21 protein-coding genes are annotated in these 24,376 nt (G+C 45.3%); 14 read left to right on the forward strand and 7 right to left on the reverse strand.

The annotated features are described in order from the left end of the window. Window positions 1–24 precede the first annotated feature (24 nt). The 6 genes from IGJ12_RS01520 (at window position 25) to ftsY (ending at window position 9,319) form a co-directional block, all read left to right on the forward strand. Window positions 25–894, forward strand: a complete 870-nt coding sequence (locus IGJ12_RS01520; protein ID WP_153883525.1) for an ABC transporter permease — start codon at window positions 25–27, stop codon at window positions 892–894. 16 nt (window positions 895–910) lie between these two features. Further along, entirely contained in the window at window positions 911–2,695 is a 1,785-nt protein-coding gene (locus IGJ12_RS01525; RefSeq protein WP_008376345.1) for an oligopeptide ABC transporter substrate-binding protein, read from the forward strand. Window positions 2,696–2,907: 212 nt separating this feature from the next. Next, window positions 2,908–3,600, forward strand: coding sequence for a ribonuclease III (gene rnc / locus IGJ12_RS01530; RefSeq protein ID WP_005227136.1), 693 nt, complete (start codon window positions 2,908–2,910; stop codon window positions 3,598–3,600). 15 nt (window positions 3,601–3,615) lie between these two features. After that, window positions 3,616–7,194, forward strand: coding sequence for a chromosome segregation protein SMC (gene smc, locus IGJ12_RS01535; protein WP_430619269.1), 3,579 nt, complete (start codon window positions 3,616–3,618; stop codon window positions 7,192–7,194). 12 nt (window positions 7,195–7,206) lie between these two features. Continuing rightward, window positions 7,207–8,025, forward strand: coding sequence for a Cof-type HAD-IIB family hydrolase (locus tag IGJ12_RS01540; RefSeq protein ID WP_016619609.1), 819 nt, complete (start codon window positions 7,207–7,209; stop codon window positions 8,023–8,025). 1 nt (window position 8,026) lies between these two features. Then, window positions 8,027–9,319 (forward strand): signal recognition particle-docking protein FtsY, encoded by a 1,293-nt coding sequence (ftsY, locus tag IGJ12_RS01545; protein WP_087664795.1) that lies wholly within the window; start codon window positions 8,027–8,029, stop codon window positions 9,317–9,319. Between the two features lie 283 nt (window positions 9,320–9,602). On the opposite strand, the gene IGJ12_RS01550 is transcribed toward ftsY, so the two are convergent. Further along, a complete protein-coding gene (locus tag IGJ12_RS01550; protein WP_005227140.1) occupies window positions 9,603–9,971 on the reverse strand; it encodes a BlaI/MecI/CopY family transcriptional regulator in 369 nt (122 codons plus the stop codon). 244 nt (window positions 9,972–10,215) lie between these two features. Here IGJ12_RS01550 and gshAB point away from each other — a divergent pair, with 244 nt between their 5' ends. Continuing rightward, window positions 10,216–12,480, forward strand: a complete 2,265-nt coding sequence (gene gshAB / locus IGJ12_RS01555) for a bifunctional glutamate--cysteine ligase GshA/glutathione synthetase GshB (protein WP_430619270.1) — start codon at window positions 10,216–10,218, stop codon at window positions 12,478–12,480. Between the two features lie 71 nt (window positions 12,481–12,551). On the opposite strand, the gene IGJ12_RS01560 is transcribed toward gshAB, so the two are convergent. Together IGJ12_RS01560 and IGJ12_RS01565 are read right to left on the reverse strand one after the other, a co-directional pair. Next, complete coding sequence (locus tag IGJ12_RS01560) at window positions 12,552–12,971, reverse strand: hypothetical protein (RefSeq protein ID WP_005232469.1); 420 nt, start codon at window positions 12,969–12,971, stop codon at window positions 12,552–12,554. Between the two features lie 14 nt (window positions 12,972–12,985). Further along, the gene (locus IGJ12_RS01565; RefSeq protein ID WP_005232467.1) at window positions 12,986–13,438 is read right to left on the reverse strand and encodes a YueI family protein; all 453 of its coding nucleotides are present in this window, start codon (window positions 13,436–13,438) and stop codon (window positions 12,986–12,988) included. Between the two features lie 107 nt (window positions 13,439–13,545). Between IGJ12_RS01565 and IGJ12_RS01570 the strand changes: the two genes are divergently transcribed. The 6 genes from IGJ12_RS01570 (at window position 13,546) to IGJ12_RS01595 (ending at window position 17,053) form a co-directional block, all read left to right on the forward strand. Further along, window positions 13,546–14,115: a GNAT family N-acetyltransferase gene (locus IGJ12_RS01570; protein WP_005232465.1), complete on the forward strand. Its 570-nt coding sequence runs from the start codon at window positions 13,546–13,548 to the stop codon at window positions 14,113–14,115. Window positions 14,116–14,130: 15 nt separating this feature from the next. Further along, window positions 14,131–14,508, forward strand: a complete 378-nt coding sequence (locus IGJ12_RS01575; RefSeq protein WP_005232463.1) for an iron-sulfur cluster biosynthesis family protein — start codon at window positions 14,131–14,133, stop codon at window positions 14,506–14,508. Between the two features lies 1 nt (window position 14,509). Beyond that, the gene (locus tag IGJ12_RS01580) at window positions 14,510–15,403 is read left to right on the forward strand and encodes a metallophosphoesterase (protein ID WP_005232461.1); all 894 of its coding nucleotides are present in this window, start codon (window positions 14,510–14,512) and stop codon (window positions 15,401–15,403) included. An 85-nt stretch (window positions 15,404–15,488) separates the two neighbouring features. Beyond that, entirely contained in the window at window positions 15,489–15,710 is a 222-nt protein-coding gene (locus IGJ12_RS01585) for a DUF2829 domain-containing protein (RefSeq protein ID WP_005227147.1), read from the forward strand. Beyond that, a complete protein-coding gene (locus tag IGJ12_RS01590) occupies window positions 15,707–16,456 on the forward strand; it encodes a 3-oxoacyl-ACP reductase (protein ID WP_005232459.1) in 750 nt (249 codons plus the stop codon). Before IGJ12_RS01585 ends, IGJ12_RS01590 begins: the two co-directional genes overlap by 4 nt. Before the next feature lie 30 nt (window positions 16,457–16,486). Beyond that, entirely contained in the window at window positions 16,487–17,053 is a 567-nt protein-coding gene (locus IGJ12_RS01595) for a nucleotidyltransferase family protein (protein WP_008376325.1), read from the forward strand. 91 nt (window positions 17,054–17,144) lie between these two features. Here the strand turns inward: IGJ12_RS01595 and IGJ12_RS01600 are convergent, their stop codons facing one another. The 4 genes from IGJ12_RS01600 to acnA form a co-directional block, all read right to left on the reverse strand. Beyond that, complete coding sequence (locus tag IGJ12_RS01600; RefSeq protein WP_430619271.1) at window positions 17,145–17,684, reverse strand: biotin transporter BioY; 540 nt, start codon at window positions 17,682–17,684, stop codon at window positions 17,145–17,147. Between the two features lie 105 nt (window positions 17,685–17,789). Continuing rightward, window positions 17,790–18,644, reverse strand: coding sequence for a helix-turn-helix domain-containing protein (locus tag IGJ12_RS01605; protein WP_086332915.1), 855 nt, complete (start codon window positions 18,642–18,644; stop codon window positions 17,790–17,792). A 104-nt stretch (window positions 18,645–18,748) separates the two neighbouring features. Then, the gene (gene icd, locus IGJ12_RS01610) at window positions 18,749–19,999 is read right to left on the reverse strand and encodes an NADP-dependent isocitrate dehydrogenase (protein ID WP_194199325.1); all 1,251 of its coding nucleotides are present in this window, start codon (window positions 19,997–19,999) and stop codon (window positions 18,749–18,751) included. Continuing rightward, window positions 19,992–22,688 carry an aconitate hydratase AcnA gene (gene acnA / locus IGJ12_RS01615; protein WP_430619272.1) on the reverse strand — a complete coding sequence of 899 codons (2,697 nt, stop codon included), beginning with the start codon at window positions 22,686–22,688 and terminating at the stop codon, window positions 19,992–19,994. The genes icd and acnA overlap by 8 nt, the downstream gene beginning before the upstream one ends. Window positions 22,689–22,923: 235 nt before the next feature. Between acnA and IGJ12_RS01620 the strand changes: the two genes are divergently transcribed. Continuing rightward, window positions 22,924–24,285 (forward strand): citrate/2-methylcitrate synthase, encoded by a 1,362-nt coding sequence (locus IGJ12_RS01620; RefSeq protein ID WP_086332918.1) that lies wholly within the window; start codon window positions 22,924–22,926, stop codon window positions 24,283–24,285. Window positions 24,286–24,376: the final 91 nt, after the last annotated feature.

Here is a 24,376-nt window from a genome sequence, read left to right on the forward strand (position 1 = left end):
CTAAAACAAGAGAGCATCCCGCCTATGGGATTGAAAATGATTTTTCGCGAATTCTTAAAAGATAAAATGGCGATCTTTTCATTAGTTTTGTTAGTCGCAGTTTTATTATTCGTGTTTATCGGCTCGGCAGTTATCGATCAATCACAAGTGATGCGTGTCAGCATCCTTGATAAATACGCTGTACCTGGCGCGATTTCGCCAAACGGCGGCACCTACCTTTTAGGGGCGGATGAAGGTGGCCGTGATGTTTGGGGACAATTGATCATCGGTGCGCGTAACTCAATCTTGATTGGTTTTTCAATCACGATCATTACGTCGATCGTTGGGGTCGGACTAGGGATCATCTCAGGTTACTACGGCGGCATCATTGATAACATTTTGATGCGTATCGTTGACTTCGTTATGATTTTGCCGATCATGTTGATCATTATCGTTATCGTATCGATCGTACCTCGTTATAACGTTTGGACCTTTATATGGGTCATGAGTGCCTTTTACTGGGTCGGAAAAGCAAGGCTCTTCCGAAGTAAGACCCTTTCAGAAGGCCGTCGCGACTATGTTAGTGCATCGAAAACCCTCGGAACCAATGACTTTGTCATCATGTTCCGCGAAATCATGCCGAACCTTAGCTCATTGATCATCACCAACTTAACAATGAACTTTGCAGCGAATATCGGTATTGAAACGACACTAACATTCTTAGGTTTTGGTCTGCCGACCAATGTTCCAAGTTTGGGAACACTGATCGGATATGCCAGCAGCGGTGATGTGCTGGTCAACAGACAGTGGATCTGGTTACCCGCATCAATTCTAATTTTAGTCTTGATGTTGAGTATCAATTACGTTGGTCAAGCATTTAAGCGTTCAGCGGATGCGCGTCAACGACTAGGATAAACAAGGAGGATACAGGATGAAGAAAAATATTTTTGGTATGGTCACTCTTTTGTCAGTGTTAGCATTGGCAGCTTGTGGCAGCAACGGCGGCGGAACCGATTCTTCTGGTGGCGGCAATGCAGCAAACGATACGGAAGATGTAAGCAACTTCCCAATCGAAGTTAGCAATGATGCAGAGGCAATCGAAGGTGGTACTTTGGATGTTGCAGTAGTGATGGATACGCAATTCCAAGGGTTGTTCCAAACAGAATTTTATCAAGATAACTATGATGCACAATTTATGTTGCCAAGTAATGAAAGTTTATTCGTCAATGACGCTGATTTCAAAATTGTTGACGGCGGGGCTGCAAATCTTGAGCTAGATGAAGACAACAACACAGCAACAATTACTTTACGCGACAACCTGAAATGGTCTGATGGCGAAGATGTTACGGCAGATGATATCATCTTCACATACGAAGTAATTGGTAACAAAGATTATACTGGTATTCGTTATGATAGTAACTTTACTAACATTGTTGGTATGGAAGATTACCATGATGGCAAAGCTGATACTATTTCTGGTATCACCAAAGAAAGTGACAAAGTCGTTAAAATCGAATACAAAGAAGTTCACCCTGGTATGATGCAAGCAGGTGGTGGTATTTGGGCTTCTGCATTACCAAAACACGCCTTTGAAGGAATCGAAGTCAAAGATATGGAATCAAGCGATCAAGTTCGTAAAAATCCAATCGTCTTCGGACCATATGTAATGTCAAATATCGTAGCTGGTGAATCCGTAGAGTACGTTCCAAACGAATACTATTATGGAGATAAGCCAAAACTAGATAAATTATCATTTAAAGCAGTTCCAACTTCATCTATTGTTGAAGCGATGAACGCAAAACAATATGATATGGCTTTATCAATGCCGACAGATACGTATCCTACTTATAAAGATACTGATGGTTATCAAATCTTAGGCCGAACAGATACTGCTTACACCTATTTAGGTTTCAAATTAGGTAAATGGAATGCTGATGAAGGAAAAGTAGAATATAATCCTGATTCAAAAATGGCTGACAAATCATTGCGTCAAGCAATGGGGTATGCATTAGATAATGATGCTGTCGGAAGCCGTTTCTACAATGGCTTGCGTACAAATGCAACGACATTGATCCCACCAGTATTTGGCTCATTACACAATACAGATGTTGAAGGTTATACTTTAAACATCGACAAAGCAAATCAATTACTTGATGATGCTGGCTACAAAGATGTCGATGGCGACGGTATGCGTGAAGACAAAAATGGTGAGAAATTGACCATCAACTTTGCTTCAATGTCCGGTGGCGAAACAGCACAACCGTTAGCAGATTACTACATCCAACAATGGAATGAAATCGGACTTGATGTACAATACACAACAGGTCGCTTGATCGACTTCCAAGCATTCTATGACAAATTGGAAAATGATGATCCTGAGATTGATGTTTACCAAGGTGCATGGAATACTGGCTATGACCCATCACCAATGGGCTTGTATGGACCTAACTCTGCGTTCAACTACACTCGTTTTGAATCAGAAGAAAATACGAAATTGCTAGAAGCAATCGATTCAAAAGATTCGTTTGACGAAGCAAAACGTAAAGAAGCGTTTGATGCATGGCAAGAATATGCTGCTGATGAAGCATTTGTTATCCCAACACTTTACCGTAGTGCGGTGTTACCTGTATCAAATCGTGTCAAAGACTTCACATGGGCCTATGATGTGAATTACAATCCTTGGGCAACAATTTCAGTTACAGCTGAATCTCGTTAATCAATGATCGTTGAAAAGGCGTCCTTTCTGGGACGTCTTTTTTCTTGTTTTTTTGCAGGTATCTGAGGAAAACAGGCTTTTTTATACAGGAGAAGAATAAGTAGATAAAATTTTATTACGGTCTTTCCAAGAATTTGGAGGAAACATTTCATAATTCGGCAAAAACCAGTATAATAGGGAAGTGTCGATAAACTAATGAAGGAATGTGACAAATGAATACACAATTAACGAAAGAACTAAAAGAAAAGTTTGATATTGTGTTCCATGATGTAGATCTGCTTGAACAAGCGTTTACGCATTCATCTTATGTGAATGAGCACCGCAACTTGCACTTGTCAGATAACGAACGTTTAGAGTTTTTGGGCGATGCTGTCTTAGAGTTGATCGTTTCACGGTATTTGTATCGTGAATTGCCAGATCTGCCCGAAGGTAAGCTGACGAAGCTACGGGCGGCAATCGTTCGCGAAGACAGTTTATCCATGTTTGCCAAAGATTGCCGATTCGATGAATACATTCGTCTAGGCAAAGGGGAAGAAAACTCTGGCGGTCGTAAACGACCTTCTTTGCTTTGTGATCTATTTGAAGCCTTTTTAGGTGCGTTATACTTGGACCAAGGACTGGAAAGTGTCAGCGGCTTTTTGACGAAAGTTGTTTTTCCAAAAGTAAAAGCAGGTGCTTTTTCCCATGAGATGGATCACAAGACCCGCTTGCAAGAAGTCTTGCAACGTGGCGGCGATGTTTCCATCAACTATCGTTTGATCAAAGAAGCAGGCCCCGCCCATGAACGGATTTTTTGGACGGAAGTCTATTGCGATGATACCTTGATCGGAAAAGGACAAGGAAAATCGAAGAAATTATCAGAACAGGACGCCGCGGCGAATGCCTTGGCGGATCTTGAACAGTAAGAGAGGACTGGCGGAGTGTATTTAAAACGAATAGAGATTGCCGGCTTTAAATCCTTTGCCGACCGCACAGTCATTGATTTCGAACATCGTGTGACTGCAGTCGTCGGACCAAATGGCAGCGGCAAGAGCAATATTACCGAAGCGATTCGTTGGGTTTTAGGAGAACAATCTGCCAAAAATCTACGTGGTGGCAAAATGCCTGATGTTATTTTTGCAGGTTCTGACACCCGCAGAGCGCTAAATATAGCGGAAGTGACGATCGTTTTAGACAATAGCGATCATTACTTGCCGATGGATTACAGTGAGATCAGCGTGACTCGCCGCTTGAGAAGAACCGGCGAAAGCGACTTTTTCTTAAATAAACAAGCTTGCCGCTTAAAGGACATCCAAGAGTTATTTATGGACTCTGGGCTGGGGAAAGAATCATTTTCGATCATTTCCCAAGGCAAGGTAGAAGCAATTTTCAGCAGCAAACCAGAAGACCGTCGTGGGATTTTTGAAGAAGCGGCGGGGGTATTGAAGTACAAACAGCGGAAAAAGAAAGCCGAGCAAAAGTTGTTTGAAACGGAAGACAATTTAAGCCGTCTACAAGATATCATTTATGAACTAGAAGATCAGTTGGTGCCTTTGGCAGCCCAAAGTGACGCAGCCAATCGCTTTTTAGCGTTAAAAGAAAAATTGACGACGGTTGATGTGGCCTATGCGGTCTTAGAGATCACGAAAGCAAAAGAAGCGTGGGAGACAGCCAAAGCTCAACTGAGTACCTTTAACCAAGAACTGGCGCAGATTTCCGAAAAGATTAACCAAGGGGAACTGTCGCTACATTCTTTGCGGCAACAACGTACCGCCTTTGATGAAACGTTGGAGCGTTTGAATCAGCAGCTTTTAGAGGTCACCGAAGGACTGAAGCAAGCCGAAGGGCAAAAAGAAGTCTTAGATGAGCGATCAAAACATACGCAAAAAAGCTCCGCGGAATACCAAGAAACCCTAGAGGAAGTTACGGAACGGGTCACGCTTTTAAATGAAGAAAAAGCGGAACTGATCGGCTTGCTTTCACAAAAGAATCGGAGTGTGCAGGAAGTTGAAGCAGCGATGCTGGCGTGTCAGCAAGAGCAGGAAAAGTACCAACGTTCAGCAAAAGAAATCATTGAAGAATTGCGTAGCCAATATGTCGAAGCCATGCAAGAGCAGGCAACGATCGGAAACGAATTGAAATACTTGGAGCGTCAATACCAGCAAGAAGCCGCGAAAAATCAAACGGCGTTGAGCAAGCAGACGCAAATGAATACGTCGTTGAAAGAAAAGACGACGGAAGCGCAAATCGTGGAAGAACAGCTAACGCAGGCTAAGGCGATTTTAGAAGAACAACGCAAACAATACATCCATCTTCAAGAAAAATCCCAGACCAACAAAAAACGCTTTGATGAAGAACAAAAGAAAATGTATCAGTTAATGAGTCAAGTGCAGCAAGTACGAGCGAAACAGCGCAGTCTGCAAGATATTCAAGAAAATTATAGCGGCTTCTATCAAGGCGTTCGCTTGATTTTGAAAAACAAACAGCAAATCAGCGGCATCGTTGGCGCAGTAGCGGAGTTGATCGATGTGCCGCAAGACTATACTGTGGCGATCGAGACCGCACTAGGCGCCGCTGCACAGCATGTTGTCGTTGAAAATGAGCGGGATGCACGGGCAGCCATCACGTATTTGAAAGAAAATCGCGGCGGTCGTGCAACCTTCTTGCCGTTGACGACCATCAAAGCCCGTCATTTGCCAGATTATGCCCGCAATCAAGCCAAGCAAGTGTCTGGCTTTATCGGTGTTGCCAGCGAATTGGTCCAGTCGTCTGAACACGTCCAAACCATTACGGATAACTTGTTAGGTAGTATCTTGATTGCCGAAGACTTGCAAAGTGCCAATGCGTTAGCACGGGCATTGAACTATAGCTATCGGGTCGTTTCTTTAGAAGGGGATGTCATGAATGCTGGCGGTTCCATGACGGGTGGCGCAACGAAGAAAAATGCCGGTAGTTTGTTTAGCCAAAGCAATGAGCTGCAACAATTGACGGCACAAGCGGCGCAACTGGATTTGCGGCTTTTAAAAACGGAAAAGCAAGTCCAGCATTTTGAAGCAGCGACCAAAGAAGCACAAGCAGCACTAGAAGAATTGCGGACGCAAGGGGAACAGGCTCGTATGACGGAGCATGAGCTGCAAAGCCGCTTACAAAATCTTGAGAATGACCTGAGCCGCTTGAAGCAAGAGCAGCAAGTGTTTGATTTTGAACATCGCGAAGTGCAAGCCTTCTTTGAAGAATATGATGAGAAGAAGACGAGTTTGGAAGAACAGCAAAAGAATATTGCGGCGCAATTGGCGAAAATCGATCAAGATATTCATCAAATGAATGCCGAAGAAGACTTGATCGAGGAAAAACGCCAAACCTTAGCACAAGAAAGTGCGCGCTTGCAGGCAGCTTTCGCCGTTCAAAAAGAACAAGTGGCGCATTTGCAGCAAAAAATTGCCGCTACGAATCAAGCATTGGAAGAAAACGAAGCGCGTCAGCACTCCTTAGAACGGCAGTTAGCTGCCTTGACAAGTAACGTCAGCGATCATGAGTTTTCAGAAGAAAACATTCTTCAGCGAATTGAAGCATTCACAAAAACCAAGCAGCAGGTAACAGCGGAATTGACGGTGATTCGTGAACAACGGCAAGTGGTTCAACAAGAAATCGGCGCATTAGACGAATCCCTGAGTGCTGAAAACTTAACGCAAAAAGAAAAGCTGTCAGAAAAAACTGAAGTTGAGATCGAAAAAAATCGCGCAGAATTGGTGATGGACAATCGTTTGTTGTATTTACAAGAAGAATACAATCTCACCTTTGAAAAGGCCGCGCAAGATTTCCCTGAAATCGAGGATGCAGAACAAGCCAAAATCGACATTCAGGAACTAAAACATGCGATCGAGCAAATTGGTCCAGTCAATTTAAATGCGATCGAACAATATGAACAAGTCAATCAACGGCATTTGTTCTTAACGAGTCAGCGAGATGATCTGCTGTCGGCTAAAGCACAGCTGTTTGATACGATGTCTGAAATGGATGAAGAAGTCAAAACCCGTTTCGGCGAAGTCTTCGATGCGATCCGTCTGCAATTCAAACAAGTATTTCCTAATATGTTTGGCGGCGGTCATGCGGAATTAGTCTTAACAGATCCGAAAGATTTATTGAACACTGGGATCGAGATTGAAGCCCAACCACCGGGCAAGAAATTGCAAAACCTCAGCTTGCTATCAGGGGGCGAACGGGCGCTGACTGCGATTGCGTTATTGTTTTCCATTATTCAAGTTCGTCCAGTACCATTTTGTGTGCTTGACGAAGTGGAAGCAGCATTGGATGAGGCCAATGTCTCTCGTTTCGGTCATTACTTGAGTGCTTTCCAAAATGATACGCAGTTTATCGTCGTGACCCACCGCAAAGGAACGATGGAAGCCGCAGATGTGTTGTATGGTGTGACCATGCAAGAGTCCGGAGTGTCGAAGACCGTGTCCGTGCGCTTAGAAGAAGTGCGTGAAGGCGGTAGTTTTGCAGCAGATCAAGCATAGAGGAGGAATGGTATGATTAAACTGATTGCGATCGATTTAGACGGAACGTTATTGAATGACAAAAAAGAAGTGACTCCTCGCAACAAAGAGGTACTTGCTCGTGCTAAAGCACAAGGCGTGAAAATCGTTATTTGTACCGGACGTCCGTTGCGGGCGATCCGTCCCTATTTAGAAGAATTATCGCTGAAAGAACCCGGCGACTACAGTATCACCTTTAACGGCGGTTTGGTTCAAAAAAATGAGACTGGCGAGATCATTGAAAAAGCAGCGATGCAGCTGGCAGATATCCATGAATTGGTTTCAGTGGCGGAAGACTTAAATTTGCCTCTAGACGTGGTATCAGAAGAGATCGTCTTGAGTTTGCCGACTTCAGCAGCGCATCCATCGATTTATGGCTCCTTGAATCCTTTATTGGATTGTCGTCCTTTTGCCGTAGCTGATCTGGATGAATCGATGCTCTATAATAAAGCGGTGATCGCCTACCATCAGGAAGTTTTGGATCCTAAGATCCCTGAGATTTCCTCAGAGATCCGCGAGAAATATGAAATCATCAAAAGCCGGAATAACCTGTTGGAATTTATGCCTAAAGGAATCACCAAAGCCTATGGTATCAGCCTATTGGCGCAAGATTTAGGGATCAAGCAAGAAGAAGTGATGGCGATCGGTGATGAAGAAAATGACTTGCCGATGATTCGCTATGCAGGGATTGGCGTAGCGATGGCCAATGCCGTGCCAATCATTAAAGAAGCGGCTGACGTTGTCACCCTTTCAAACCAAGAAGACGGTGTGGCAGCAGTGATTGAAGAATATGTCTTAAAAGGAGGTGCGTAAGATGGGATTTTTTGACAAAATCAAAAAAGCGCTGATTGGAGAAACCAAAGAAGCAGAGCAAGAAATCGACAAACCGATAGTCGATGCTGACTCACCAGAGGCACAGCGTTCAGAAGAAAGCCAGCCAGCACAAACTCCTGCTGAACAAGGCGCTTCAGAACCAGTGGCACCTGCAGAAGCCGCCGACTCCAGTGATTTGGAGGCAGAGCAAGAAACTGCGGAAGTGTCCCCGCAGCAAGAAGCAACGACAGCGAATAAAGGAGAAGAGGCACCAAGTATTCCAGAAGAAGTGGCTAAGGATACACCATCAGAGGAAGTACCAGCTTCTGAACCAATCCTTCAAGCAGCGCCAGAGACGGAAAGTGTGCAGGACAAATACACCAAAGGATTGACGAAATCACGGAAAACCTTTGGGCAACGGATGAACGAATTGTTTGCCAACTTCCGTACGGTGGACGAAGACTTCTTCGAAGAAGTGGAAGAAACGCTGATCGGCGCAGACGTCGGCTTTGATGCGGCGATGAAGATCGCGGATGCATTGAGACAAGAAGTCAAATTGCGTAATGTGAAGAAAACGGCAGATGTCCAAAATGTCATCATCGAAAAATTGGTTGACCTATATGGGGAAGCGGGTGTCGGTGAAGTCAACGAGTTGAACATGCAACCGGGGTTGACCGTCATTTTATTTGTTGGCGTGAACGGTGTTGGAAAAACCACCAGCATCGGGAAATTAGCCCATCAATTCAAAGCCGAAGGCAAGAAAGTCTTATTGGCTGCAGCGGATACTTTCCGTGCTGGTGCCATCGATCAATTAGTGGTCTGGGGTGAACGGGCTGGGGTTGAAGTCGTTCGTGGCAATGCAGGAGGCGATCCAGCAGCGGTTGTGTTTGATGCGATGGAGCGCGCAAAACGAGAAAATGCTGACGTTTTATTAGTAGATACCGCTGGTCGTTTGCAAAACAAAGTCAATTTGATGAACGAATTAGAAAAAATCAAACGGATCATTCAGCGAGTGGACCCAACGGCCCCTCATGAAGTCTTGCTCGTGTTGGATGCAACAACGGGGCAAAATGCCATGAATCAAGCAAAACAGTTTAAAGAGACGACGGATGTTTCTGGCCTCGTCTTAACCAAACTTGATGGCACAGCTAAAGGAGGGATCGTCTTGGCGATCCGTAACGAGCTGCGGCTGCCAGTCAAATTAGTGGGACTTGGAGAAGGCATCAACGATTTAGAACCATTTGATCCAAATGAATTTGTCGTCGGCTTATTCAAAGGCTTGATCAAAGAATAAAAAAAGAAGAGCCCTGTGTCAGGTCAAATACCTGCACATGGCTCTCCTTTATTGTTGCTTTTGTGAGATCAAAGGGAAGAGAAAACGGGTCCGTCGTCTCTTTCCATGAGCTTGACTTGTGACGGAAAGCTGAGAACACTTGGCGTGGCAAATGTGGGTACAGCGATGCACGACTTTGCCAAAAATCAGGAAAAGCAGTTTGAACGATTCGTTTTCTTCTGCACTGTCTAAAAACTTTGGGAAGTATCAGGCAGAATACAACGAGTTGAACGAGGGGGAAAGATTATTTCTTAAGTTCCCCTTGGCGCTCAGTGATCATTTTTTCCAAGTTGTTCAACGTATCGATGTCTTTGTTGGTTTCGATAAAGTTCGTAATCAAATTCAATAACGATTGATCAGACAATTCTGCTGCTAAGAAGTCTTCTTGGGTCACATTCGGAGAATACAACCGAGTCAAAACAGTACCGCTGTAGCCGATATCTGCTACTTTCAATAAGTCGTGGTTTTTTAGTTTACGTACGACTGCTTGAATGGTATTCTTGCTTAGATCTTGCTGTTGGACAGCAATGTCATTTGCAGAAAGAGGTTTGTCTGAATTCCAGAAGATATTCATGATTTGACGTTCGCGTTTGGTAAGATTAAGTGGCTTCATTCACTATTCTTCCTTTCAAAAAGAGTAATATGGACATAATAATTTACTGTTCTATAAGCAGTATACTTTATTTTGAAGGTAAATATCAAATTTATTCAAGTATTTTATAAATTCTTGGTAATTTTAGTAAGAGATATTACAAGTGAAGAGCAAATTTCTGCATTTTTCACCATTTTTCACTATAATAGATGGAAAGAAACAGAATATAAGAAAAAAATAGTAGAAGAACATAGAGGGCAGTCGAATGAAAATAAAAACATTGTTATCACATAAAGAGCTTTTTCCCTATTTATTGAAAGGACGCTATGGGATTGAGCGTGAAGCGCAACGGGTGCGGCTCGATGGGACGTTCGCGGGAACCGATCATCCGAAAGCGCTGGGCAATCGGCGCTTCCATCCGTATATCCAAACAGATTTTGCGGAAAATCAACTGGAACTGATCACGCCGGTCGCTGATTCAGTGGATGAATTGTTCCGTTTTTTAGGGGCTATTCATGATGTGGCGTATCGTTCGATGTCAGCAGAAGAAATGCTCTGGCCTTTGAGCATGCCACCGGCTTTACCAGAAAAAGAAGAAGACATCGTCATTGCTAAATTAGACCAATTTGAAGATGTGCTCTACCGCCGCTATTTGGCCAAAACTTATGGTCGCCGTAAGCAAATGGTCAGTGGGATACATTTCAATTTTGAATTTGCGGAAGACTTTTTGCAGCAACTGTATGCTTTATCTGAAACGAAGGAAAGCTATCAAGCCTTTAAAACGGCGCTTTATTTGAAAGTAACTCGCAATTATTTGCATTATCGCTGGTTTTTGACGTATTTCTTTGGGGCGACCCCTGCATCAGAAGCCAATTATTTTACGACAGAAAACGGACCGCAAGAACCAGTCCGCAGTATTCGCAATAGCCGTTATGGCTACACGAATCACGAAGACGTCAAGGTATCTTATGCTTCGTTAGAGACCTATCTTGCGGATATTGCCAACTTAGTGGAGACAGGAAAGCTTTCAGAAGAAAAAGAATTTTATGCGCCAGTGCGTTTACGTGGGGGAAAACGGGTCGCAGATCTAGCCTCAGCTGGTATCCGTTATATTGAGTTAAGAAATATCGATATCGATCCCTTTGCCCGCTATGGCATTTCCAAAGAGCAAGTCGCGTTCTTACATTTCTTCTTATTGTTTTTAAGTACAAAAGAAGAAGGCAGCGATGCCGATGCGTGGATCGAAGAGGGCAATCAGAAAAATGATCAGGTCGCATTAGAACACCCACTTGCACGATTGACTTATCAGCAAGAAGCGCAAGCACTGATTGCTGAAATGATGGACTTTGCCCAAGCCCTTGAGCTGCCGCATCCGCCATTTTTGGATCAGCTTTCTGTGATGCTGGCTGAACCAGAAAGAACCTTCGCCGGACGTCTTTTCTCAGCGAGTCAAGCAACTAGCCAAGCGCAGACAGCAACATTGCTGGGACAAAAGTATCATCAAGCTGCTTGGGAAAAACCGTATCAATTAGCTGGCTTTCGAGCAATGGAATTGTCGACCCAGATTCTCTTGTTCGATGCGATCCAAAAAGGCATCGAAGTGACGGTACTGGATGAAACGGATCAGTTCTTGAAATTAGCCGTGAAAGACCACATCGAATATGTTAAAAATGCCAATATGACTAGTAAGGATCAGTACATCGTCCCATTGATCATGGCGAATAAAACGGTCACCAAAAAAATCTTAGCCGAAAATGGCTTTCATGTACCAGGTGGTGCTGAATTCGCTTCGACAGAAGAAGCGATCGCGTTTTATCCGCAAATCGCCCACAGCGGGTTTGTGGTAAAACCGAAAACCACCAACTATGGGATCGGTATCTCGATTTTCAAAGAAGGCGCCTCTTTAGCGGATTATCAAGCGGCGGTCGCCATTGCCTTTGCGGAAGATGATTCGATCCTCGTTGAGACCTTTTTATCAGGGACGGAATATCGGTTCTTCGTGATCGATGGGCGAGTCGATGCGATTTTATTACGTATCCCAGCCAATGTCGTGGGTGACGGCAAGCGTACGATCACGGAACTCGTCGCAGAGAAAAATCTCGATCCATTGCGCGGCACCCATCATCGGACTCCATTAGAGTTGATTCAATTAGGGGAACTGGAACAACTGATGTTAAAAGAGCAAGGGTATCAAGTTGATTCAGTGCCGGAAGAAGGGCAGATCGTTTATCTGCGAGAAAACTCGAATATCAGTACTGGCGGTGATTCTATCGATGTAACGGATGACTTCAACGATGACTACAAACAAGTAGCAGTCGATGCGGTCGCCGCATTACAAGCGTCTATCAGTGGAATCGATCTGATTATTCCAGATAAAACCAAGCCAGCCAATGAACCGGGGGCTTATGGAATCATTGAAGCCAATTTCAACCCAGCGATGCATATGCACGTTTATCCATACAGCGGGAAAGGCCGACGCTTAACTATGTCTGTTTTACGCCTGTTGTTCCCTGAAGTCTTCGAAAGCTGATGGAAGCTTAGAGAGCAAAGAACTGCACACTCTGGAAGGTGATTCCCTTCGAAAGTGTGCAGTCTTTTTTATTAGGATTCAAAAGCAGCGATCTCAATCGTTTGTTTTGTTTCTTCCACCTTGAGACCCGTTCGGGCTTCCCACCATTGTTTCATTTCTTTTTCATACGTGGTAGGAAAACGTTGGATCAAGGTCAATAACGGTACGCCTTGAATCGAGGCATAGGGAAAGTTTAAAACGAGATTGTACTTCAGTTCCGACAGGAGGCTATAATATTGAAACATCATAAAGTTCATTTCATTCTGATCCTCCAGTAGGAGTACTTTCGGAGCGCGATCCAGCATAAAACCCAAGCTGCGCATCATGAACAATACGCCATCCAGATGGCTCGATTCGATCGTAGGGGCCGTTTTCAACAAATCGATATGCAAATCCAAAGCATCAAGCAGTTCTTTCTTTAATGAAAGGTAGGGCGGTGTTGATTGTTCCATGATAGTTCCTCCTATTAATGGAAAAGACGTTTCCAAAATGACGTTTTCTCTGGTTGTTCGTGCTCTTTATCTGATGGAGCGGCAGCTGCAGGGTATTTTTTTTCGATATCGATGACGTCTTGATTGACGGCTTCTTTCCCGGCAATCAGCAAGCCGATACTGTCTGGACCTGCATCTTGGGCATCGGAGACGATCCGAAATTCCATCTGTTGTTTGGTCAGTAAAGTGATGTAATCGGTCTGGATCGATTCTGGCAATTTTCCGTTGAGCAGCACGAGCGCACCTTGATAATCTGGTAAGGCGTTCAAGAGCGTTTTCTGGTTGTCCTTCTTCTTCATTTCTGTTACTGTCATACTAAGATAACACCGTTCACGAAACGTGCCTAAATACTTGCGCTGTTCATCTGGGTTGACGCGAGGCGTCCCATACATTCCTGTATCAAGGCGTTTTTCTAATTCGTCTGACATTGAAGTATCCTCCTCAAAGCGTTTACTTATGCTTATTATAGCATATCCAACAAATAGCAAAAGAGGGGTGCGATCGTGAGAGAGTTCTGATAGAAAGTAGGGATCCTATGACAACAAAAGAACGACATTTGCTATTATTAGCAGAAAATCAGCGGTTGGAGACACCGAGGCTGCTCTTGCGCCCCGTTTCCTTGGCGGATGCAGCAGACATGTTTGCCTATGCAAATGATGAAGAAACGACGACCTTCGTCTTTGCTAGACATGGGTCGGTTGACGAAACAAAACTGCGCATTGCCGAGTATTTTGTTGCTGCACCCTTAGGGAAATATGCGATCGAAGAAAAAGACTCAGGCAAAATGATCGGGACCATCGATTTACGGGTGGAATCTGAAAAAGAGATCGCTGAGCTTGGTTATACATTAAGTCGCGATTACTGGGGGCAAGGGATCATGCCAGAAGCGGCAATGACACTGCTGCATTTTGGTTTTGAAACACTCGAATTGATTCGGATTTTTGCTCGACATGATGCTCGAAATCCCAAGTCTGGACGGGTCATGGAGAAAATTGGGATGAAATTGGAAGCAACGATCCCAGCTGCCCGCAAATCGGGTGAAGAAATCATCGATGAAGTCACGCGTGGCATCACGCTGGAGGAATGGAAAAAACGTATTATGTAAAGGAGGGCTCTCGTCATGGAACTGAACATTGAGCCAGCAGCAATTGAAAAAATAACCTCTTATGTACAGCCAGATGATCGTCTCTATTTGGATTTTGAAGACGGCGTCGGTCCGTTTCCTGCAACGGAGATCACCTGCCGTTTGGACATCCATTTTCGCCTGATCATCGTGCCACAGAGCTATCCAGAAGAAGGATTGGCGATCTACGACACCCCTTTAACGACACCTTTAGGCACGATTTGGTTGAAGCAAGGGGCTCAGGTGTATTTAGAAGAACAGACTCGGATGCAGGTGGAACCGACCTATCAACGGTTGCAATTGGTGGGAAATAGCGGGATCTTAGCTAATGATGTCCAATTGTTACGGATCGAAAAGCAGACGGCAGGCCGCTGATATGGGCACGCTGGCGGTTATTAGCGACTTGCACGTCGATATCAACCAATTATTCGACCCCCATCTGCAGCTGATCGCTGATTATTTGCAGCAAAATCAGGTGACCCATCTGCATCTGGCAGGAGATGTGGCGAATAAAAAGCAAAGGCTATTAGACGTGGTCGCATTTTTTCAAAGTCGACAGGTGCCAACGACCTTTCACTGGGGCAATCATGAAATGGTGGACTTGACGGAACAAGAGATCGAGGCTTTCGATGATCCCGCCTTTCTTAATTTTCAGACGTATCGCTTATCAGAAAAAACACTGCTGTTGGGAATCAATGGCTGGTATGACTACCAATATTCTGATCTGACCAGTGAATCTGAGATCTTGCGGCTGAAAAATTTGTTTTGGTATGACCGCATGATTCAGCGAAAGGGATCGGATAAGGAAATCAGCCAAGCCATCAATGAGCGTTTAGCGGAAACATTGGCCCGTTTGCCGCAAGACCAAGAAATTCTTCTTTCTACCCATTTTGTGCCCCAAGAAGCGTTTATTGTTCGTCAGACCGGCAAGTATGCCCGCTGGAACCACCTAAATGCGTTTTTAGGGTCGCCTGATTTTGGCGCAGTGATCGACCGCTACGCCAATGTTCGGGCAGTTGTCTTTGGGCATACCCATCGACGCTTTGAGAAAAAAGAACTTGCGGGAACCAGCTACTATTGCCGCCCCTTCGGCTACTATTATGAATGGCAGTTGACCCGCCGGTTCGTTATGGAAAATCACTTAGCAGAAGCATATTCGCCAACGAAAGTTCGGACGCTGCTGCGAAACCATCATGAGGCATTTGAGGACTATAAAACGACGCATCTTTTAGAAGAATTGGCGCAAGCGATCACACTACTGCCGTATTAGCGCAGCAACCGAGTCCTGCTTGTTTTCGTAATTGAATTTCCAAGCAATTTAAACCATTAGAAGAAAAACACAAAGGAGAAAAATTATGACATTTGAAGAAATCTTACCAGAATTAAAAGCCGGCAAAAAAATCATCCGTGAAGGTTGGGGCGGTTTTGAACTTTATGTGACATTCGTTGAAGGCGAAGTGTACGACAATGCCCCAGTCACCCCTTACTTTTTGATCAAAACAGCAGATGAGGGATTCTCGAGTTTCGCACCGACTGTTTGCGACATTCTTGCGGAAGATTGGAAAATCGTGGAATGACAGCATCGTGGATCGATGACAAAACGATTGTGTTTGTCACAGGAGCTGCTTCAGGCATCGGCAGAGCGCAAGCAGAGGCGTTTCTTGCAGAAGGCGCTCAAGTATTTGGGGTTGACTGCCAATCGTTTCCTGATACGCTTTTAGCCCAGCCCCGCTTTTTCGGCACGTGTTGCGATTTAGCGGTGGAAGAAAATTGTCTTGCAGCGGTCCAAGCTTGTGTTACACACTTTGGTGGCATGACGATCTTGTTGAATACAGCCGGGAAACTAGATGGCTATCATACGATCGCTGAGACGACATCAATGGAGTGGGAGGAGATATTTCAAACCAATGTCTCCAGCATGTTTTATTTAACGAAAGAAATTTTGCCGCTGATGCAAGCCAATGGTGGCGGAACGATCATTAATATGGCGTCGATCGCTGGAATGGTCGCTGGTGGAGGTGGGATCGCTTATACAACCGCAAAACACGCGATCGTCGGGTTTACCAAACAGTTGGCATTGGATGTTGCAGATCAAGGGATCTCGGTGAAGGGCATCGCGCCAGGTGCGATTCAAACGCCGATGAATGCGGCTGATTTTGCCGGTGACGGAAAAATGGCGCAATGGGTGGCAGAGGAGACGCCGGTCAAGCGTTGGGCGCAACCAGAAGAAGTTGCAGCGCTGACCCTTTTTCTTGCCAGCCCGCAAGCTAGTTACTTGCAGGGGGCGATCGTGCCCATCGACGGTGGTTGGACCTTGAAATAACTAGCCTGAGCCCATTAGAGGAGGACGCCAATGAAGGAACAAGCGATCCAGAACTTGTTTGCAAAAAATCGTGAATGTCGACAACTGCTTACGATCATTGAAGCGTTACAGCTGCCGGATTGCTGGCTGTGTGCCGGGTACCTGCGGAATTATTTATGGGGTTTTCTCAGCGGAAAAATAGCGGAGGTGCCGATAACCGATATTGATGTCGTGTTTTATGATCCGACTGTAAGCTTAGAAGAAACAGCAGCGATCGAAGCGCAACTGCGCCGTTCGTTTCCCGAATTTCCTTGGGAGGTTCGAAATCAAGCATTGATGCACCAGCACAACTTTGCCGAGGAACCCACTTATACAAGTACCTTCGATGCTTTAACGAAGTTTCCAGAGCGTTGTACAGCGGTGGCGGCACGAATGAAACAAGGCGAGATTGAATTGATGGCGCCTTTCGGTTGGCAGGATGTTTGCAGTTTTCGGGTGCGTCCAACACCGCATTTCGCCCAAAATGACCAGTACCTTGCGGTTTACCGACAACGCCAAGCGATGAAGCAGTGGCAGAAAGTTTGGCCGCAGTTGTTGATTGAAGAGATCGACAACTAAAAAAGAACACTCGCGTGATGTGGCGATTTCCAAAAGTTAGACGAAAAAGCTAACTGATGGGAATCGCTGCATATGACGCGAGTGTTTTTTATTAACGCAAAGCCAGTCGTTGCGCCAAGCGGTTTCTTAAAAAGATACCTAGATAAGCTGCGGCAACGGCTTTGATGATCCCGGGGATAATAAACAAAACAAAACCACCGTTAAAAGCCGCCGGCCATGCCATGCCAGTGCTCCATTTCAGCCATAATGTACCAAACAACAAAGTTGCCAGCGCACCGACAATATTGCCGATCACTGCTCCTGTGTAGCGAAACGCCGTTTTTTCTACGACCAATCCAGTAAGCAATCCGTTAAAGAGGAAGCCGACTAAATAGCCTCCGGTTGGTCCTAACAAAACACCGACACCGCTGGAAAAACCAGCGAAAACGGGCAAACCGATCAATCCTAACAGCAAGTAGATGATGATCGCCATCGTTCCTGTTCGCGTGCCGAGGAAAGTCACCGCCAGTCCAATCGCAAAGGTTTGTCCTGTCAATGGGATCAAACCTAACGGAATCGTCAATTGGGAAAGAACAGCAATAATGATCGCAAATAATGCGGCATGGATTTGTTCACGTAATGATAATTTCATCGAATCCTTCTCTCTAGTAATAATTTCGTTAACCTAAAAAAGATTTATTTGGTTAACGAAATTATAAACGGTGGTTTACCAAAAGTAAAGAAGAATCTTGTTTTTTTAGTGTCCTTTTTTTAATAGGACAAGTAAGTTCTTTGAGGAGAGGAAAGGGGCGATTTCTTCCAATTCATCTGTTGAGAAGGGCAGTGCTTGAACGAGACGGCAGATCGTTGCTTCTGTCAGAAACGGCAGCAGTTCTTCGATTTCATCATAAGACAAGCGTTCTGATGCGGTAACGTTTGGCTGTTCCAGGGCCGTCTGCAGGAGTTCATCCAGATACGGTGCAGGTAAAAAGGGAAGCAGTTCTTCAATCTCAGAAAAGCGAAAGTCAGGGGTTTCAAGCCAACCTTTGATTTCTCCCGCCAAAAAGTTGGGGGTTAAAAAGGGCGCCGCCTCTTCCCAAAAAGCCATGGAATAGTGGTTGCCTTTAAGGAGCTCTTCTATTTGGGGCTTTTTCAAAAACGGCAAGAGTTCTTCCATGACATCTTCTGGGATATTTTCGGCGCCATTAAGCAAGTGCTGCAAGTCAGCACTATTCAAATGAGGAGCTAGTCTAGGCAATAAGTCTAGGTCTAAAGAAGATTCTTGAAACGGTTCTTCTTGAATCAGTGCCGATAGTTCTTGCGGTTTGATCAGCGGAGCTAGTTCGGCGATTTCTTTTGGCTGCGCGGTTCCTGCTTGATAATGTTGAATCGCAGCTGCTGGCTTCCCTAACAGCTCATCGATCGATAGGCCTAAAATCGCCGCTAGCTGCGGCAATTTTTCTATGTCCGGCAGTGAGTTGCCCCGCTCCCAATTACTGACCGCCTGATAGCTGACAAGTAATTGGTCTGCCAAGTTGCTTTGGGTCAGATTTTTTTCTTTGCGTTTGGTAGCGATCTGCTGACCAATTTTTCTCATGTTGAATTCACTCATAAATGAATTCCCCCTTTCATGCTCTAAGTATAGTTTCTCAGAAGGTGGAAACGCAATCAAGCTGCGGTTGAGCAGGCAAATGCCGACTCAATCACAGCTTGAGTTTACGAATGGATCAGCTGAAGGAGGTGTTCACCAAACGCTTGTGTCGTTAAACAGACCGCTTCGGGCATCAACTGTGCGAAGTCGGCAGTGACGTGCTGACTTTGCAAGGCTTGTTCAATGGCTTGCGTCAGTATTGCAGCAGCTTCCGGCCAGTTCAAATGTTCTAATAGCATGCACGCCGATAGCAGCAGTGAACAGGGATTGGCTTTGCCAAGTCCTGCGATATCCGGTGCCGTTCCGTGGGTAGCTTCAAAGATGGCTGCCCCAGTATCGTAGTTGATATTGGCGCCGGGGGCGATCCCGATGCCGCCAACTTGTGCAGCGAGTGCATCAGAAATGTAGTCGCCGTTCAAATTACAAGTGGCAATGACATCGAATTTTTCTGGATACAAAAGGATCTGCTGTAAAAAGTTGTCGGCGATCACATCGTTAACAACGATCTTTCCAGCCGCTTTGGCCGAGGCAAGGGCGGCTTCGGCTGCCTTTGAACCATTTTCTGCTTTGATTTTGTTGTATTGATTCATTGTAAAACACTGGTCGGCGTACGTGGTTTCTGCAAGCTGATAGCCCCAGTTTTTAAAGCCGCCTTCTGTAAATTTCATGATATTGCCTTTATGCACCAGTGTCACCGTGGGCCGCTTTTGAGTAATCGCATACTCAATGGCAGCAGCGATCAAGCGCTGACTGCCTTCTAAAGAGATCGGCTTGATGCCAATAGCGGAAGTTTTAGGAAAACGAATCGCCTTGACGGCAAAGTCTGCTTGCAGTGTCTGGATCAAACGCTGTGTTGCGTCGTCGTCTTTGGCAAATTCGATGCCAGCATAAACATCTTCAGTATTTTCGCGAAAGATCACCATATCGGTTTTTTCTGGCTGTTTTAAAGGCGAAGGGACCCCTGTAAAATAGCGAACAGGTCTGACACAGGCATAAAGATCCAGCGTCTGCCGTAAGGTGACATTCAAGGAGCGAAAGCCCTCGCCAATCGGGGTAGTCAACGGTCCTTTCAAGGCGTATTGCTGGGCCTTGATCGTATCGATGGTTGCTTGCGGCAGCCATTCCCCTGTCTGTTCAAAGGCGGCTTCTCCAGCGAAAACTTCCAGCCACTCGATGTGGCGCTGATTGTCATAAGCTTTATTCACAGCTGCATCAATCACAGGTTGCGCAGCCTGCCAAATCTCGGCACCGATGCCGTCTCCTGCAATGTAAGGAATGGTGATCGTCGTTGCTTCATGGGTTGTTTGGTTAGACATGGGCAGCTCCTCCTAATTCCGCTTTTTTTCGAATGACCATTGGCAAAATTCCTTGATGCTTCCAATAGCGAATATCTGCCGGGGCATCAAAGCGTAGACGGGTCATAAAGGAGACAGTCCCTCCGTCGGTCCGTTGCGCAGTGACTTCGACCAGCTGCTTGACCGCTGGCTCTTCTGGCAAAGCGATCGAGAATGTTTCGCTGCCATCTAAAGAAAAAGAGGCGGCACTTTCACCAGCCAGATATTCAAGAGGAATGATCCCCATCATGACCAAGTTGCTGCGATGGATCCGTTCGAAGCTTTCTGCTAAGACGACTTTAACGCCTAACAATTGTGTCCCTTTGGCGGCCCAGTCGCGAGAAGAACCCATGCCATAATCTTTACCAGCTAAAATGATACAGCTTTGGCCGGCTTTTTGGTAATTCATAGCGGCGTCAAATATCGACAAGGTTTCCCCAGTTGGAAAATAATGCGTGACACTGCCAGTACTGCCAGGAACCAGCTGGTTTTGCAGACGGATGTTGCCGAAAGTCCCCCGCATCATAATCTGATGATTGCCGCGCCGCGAACCAAAGGAATTGAATTCACGATATGGAACTTCTTTTTCTTGTAAAAATTTTCCAGCTGCTGAATCCATACTGATGCTGCCGGCAGGAGAAATATGGTCAGTGGTGACGGAATCACCCAATTTTGCCAAGACTTTCAGATCGGCTAAGACATCTGCTTTAGGCAATTCTTTGGTCAATGTTTCAAAGTAGGGTGGATGAGCAATGTAAGTAGATTGTTCCTCCCATTCATAACATGCGCTCGTGGTGGTTTCGATCGCATTCCAGCGTTCATTGGCATCAAAAAGATGCTCATAGGCAGCGCGAAATGCTTCTGGTCCGACGTATTCTTGAACGTAAGTATTGACTTCTTCATTGCTAGGCCAAATATCAGACAAATACACCGGCTCGTCATTGACGATAGCTAATGGTTCTTTTGTAAGATCTTTGCGAGTGCTGCCAGCGATCGCATAGGCAACAACTAACGGCGGCGAAGCCAAATAATTGGCTTTGATCTGTGGATGGATTCTTCCTTCAAAATTCCGATTGCCTGACAGAACCGACGCCACCAGTAGATTTTCCGCCTCAATTGCTTCAGCGACCGGCGCTTCTAAAGGACCGGAATTTCCGATACAGGTGGTACAACCGTAGCCCACTAAATAAAAGCCGAGTTGCTCTAAATACGGCAGCAAACCACTGTTTTGCAAATAGGTGGTCACGATCTGGGAGCCAGGTGCAAGGGAGGTTTTGACCGTACGAGGGACGGTCAAACCTTTTTCAATGGCTTTTTTGGCCAATAAGCCTGCAGAGAGCATGACGAAAGGATTGCTAGTATTCGTACAGCTAGTGATCGCCGCCAAAACGATATCGCCGGTCTCTAATTTGTCTGCTGCAGCATCTGGCCAAGTAACGCTGGTTTCTTTTTGCCATTCATCCTCCGAAAGTCCAAAGCCCTTGGGACCAACGGCTGCCGTGACTGATTGTTCAAAATCCTGACGGACTGCTGGAAGCAAAATCCGATCTTGCGGGCGTTTGGGGCCCGCTAATGCCGGCTGAACTTCTGCTAGATCAATGGTGATCGTCTTAGTATAGGTCGGCACGGTCGTTTCATCATAAAAGAAATGGTTGGCTTTGGCGTAAGCGGTAACGAGTTCGATCAGCTCGCTGGAGCGCCCGGTCGTTGCCAAGTAGTTCAAGGTCTCTTGATCGATCGGACAAAAACCGCAAGTGGCACCATATTCAGGGGCCATGTTCGCTAATGTCGCCCGATCGGCTAAGCTCAAATGACCATAGCCTGGGCCAAAGTATTCGACAAATTTTCCAACCACTTTTTCGATCCGCAGCACTTCGGTTACTTTTAGTGCTAAATCGGTTGCTGTGGTACCTGCAGGCATCTCGTTGATAAATTTCACCCCGATGACTTCAGGTGTAGGAAAGAAAGAAGGTTCGCCAAGAATCGCAGCTTCCGCTTCAATACCGCCAACCCCCCAACCGAGGACCCCCAAACCGTTGATCATCGTGGTGTGAGAATCGGTTCCTTGCAATGTATCAGGAAACAGCAGACGTTGGTCTTCGTGTGTTTTTTGCAAGATCACATCAGACAATGATTCGATGTTGACTTGATGAATGATCCCTGTTTCAGGCGGAACGACTTCGAAATTGTCGAAAGAACCTTGTGCCCATTTCAAGAATTGATAGCGTTCTGCGTTGCGTTCAAATTCCCGCTCCGTATTAAAAGCGATCGCCCCAGGCGTACCGGCTTGATCGACTTGCACAGAGTGGTCGACGACGAGTGTGACGGGGATCTCAGGATTGATGTCTTCTGCGGCACCGCCTAAAGCGACCATCGCATCCCGCATGGCAGCCAGATCAACGACTGCAGGCACCCCAGTAAAGTCTTGCAAGACGACCCGCTCTGGTTTGAATGGCACGACACCGGTAGGGCTTTCTGCCTGCCAATTCGCTAAAAATGGTAAATAATCCTCTGTAATTTCCTCGTCCTGATGACGAGCAACACTTTCCAATAAAACTCGAATGGAGTAGGGCAAGCGAGATAAATCAGCCCCTAAGTCTTGGGTGATTTTCGCTAAGTCAATATACGTGTATTGGGTGTCATTGACGGTGAGTTGAGTTTGCCACTTCATAAGAATCCTCCTTTTTACGAAGATAATCGTACTTATTAGGAATAATTATACGTTGATAATTTAAAAAATCAATTAAATTTATGAAAAATATTTCATTTTCTAAACATCGTGCTATAATGTGTGAAAGTTTGTTAAAAAGCAACGATTTTATAGGATGACTATTTTAACGATGTTTGTATACGGTTAAATAACATTGTAGTCGATAGTTTGTAGAAAGATTGGAGGTAACATCACCGTGGAAAGATTAGAAAAGAAAGAGAAATTGTCCTATCTTGCATCGCAATGTCAGAAATACAATTTGATAGATATGAATCTTTATTCAGAATATGATGTAAAGCGTGGACTGAGGGATTTAAATGGCACGGGGGTCTTAGCAGGTCTTACGACGATCTCCACCATTTATCCAGAAAAAATCATTGCCGGCAAGCCAGTTGAAGCTTGTGGCGAGCTGCGTTATCGCGGAATTGACATCAATGAGTTAGTAGCAGGGTTCGTCAATGAGAAACGTTTTGGCTTTGAAGAAATTGCATATTTATTACTTTTCGGCGAACTGCCAAACAAAACAGAACTTGCGGCATTTCATTGCCTATTAGCAGAAAAACGTACTTTGCCGACCAATTTTGTTCGTGACGTCATTATGAAAGCACCTTCTTCTGATATCATGAATAGTTTATCTCGCAGTATCTTGACACTGGCAAGTTATGATCCGCAAGCAGATGACATCAGTATTGAAAATGTGTTGGAACAAAGTCTGATGCTGATCAGTGTCTTTCCACTCTTGGCAATCTACGGCTATCATGCCTACAATCATTACAATCAAGGGGAGAGCATGTACATCCACCGCCCGACCGAAGAGTTGAGTACAGCTGAAACGATTTTGACTATGCTGCGTCCAACGAAAGAATATAGCTTCCAAGAAGCCCAAACATTGGATATGGCACTGGTTTTGCATATGGAACATGGCGGCGGGAATAATTCGACCTTTACGACACGAGTCGTTACCTCCAGTGGGACGGATACCTATTCAACGATTGCTGCAGCGCTAGGTTCTTTGAAAGGACCTAAACACGGTGGCGCCAATATCAAAGTGACGGAAATGATGGGAGATTTGAAGCGCAACGTTGCTGATATTACCGATGAACAGGCCGTCCGCACTTATTTGGAAGCAGTCCTAGATAAAGAAGCATTTGACCGTAAAGGATTGATTTATGGCATGGGCCACGCGGTTTACAGCGACAACGACCCTCGTGCGGCGATCTTTAAAAATTATGTAGCCAAACTGGCACAAGAAAAAGGATCAGAAGCTTGGCAAGAATATCAATTGTATACGATGGTCGAACGCATTGCTCCTCAAGTCATCAATGAAAAGCGCAAAATCTACAAAGGAGTCAGTGCCAATATCGACTTTTTCAGCGGGTTTGTTTATAACATGTTGGATCTACCAGAAGAACTGTATACACCAATGTTTGCTATTGCACGGATCGTTGGTTGGTCCGCCCATCGGATCGAAGAGCTGGTCAACGCACAAAAAATCATGCGCCCCGCCTATAAAGAAGTGTCAAATGATCGCGAATATATCGATATAGAGTCAAGATAGATCAAAACAGCAGGGAGGACGCTCGCTGCTGTTTTTGTTTTGGACATTTGAAAAGATGGTATTGAGCTGTTTTTGCGTATTTTTACTAGAG

The organism is Enterococcus sp. DIV0802b (assembly GCF_050543535.1).
Classification (GTDB): Bacteria; Bacillota; Bacilli; order Lactobacillales; family Enterococcaceae; genus Enterococcus_D; species Enterococcus_D entomosocium.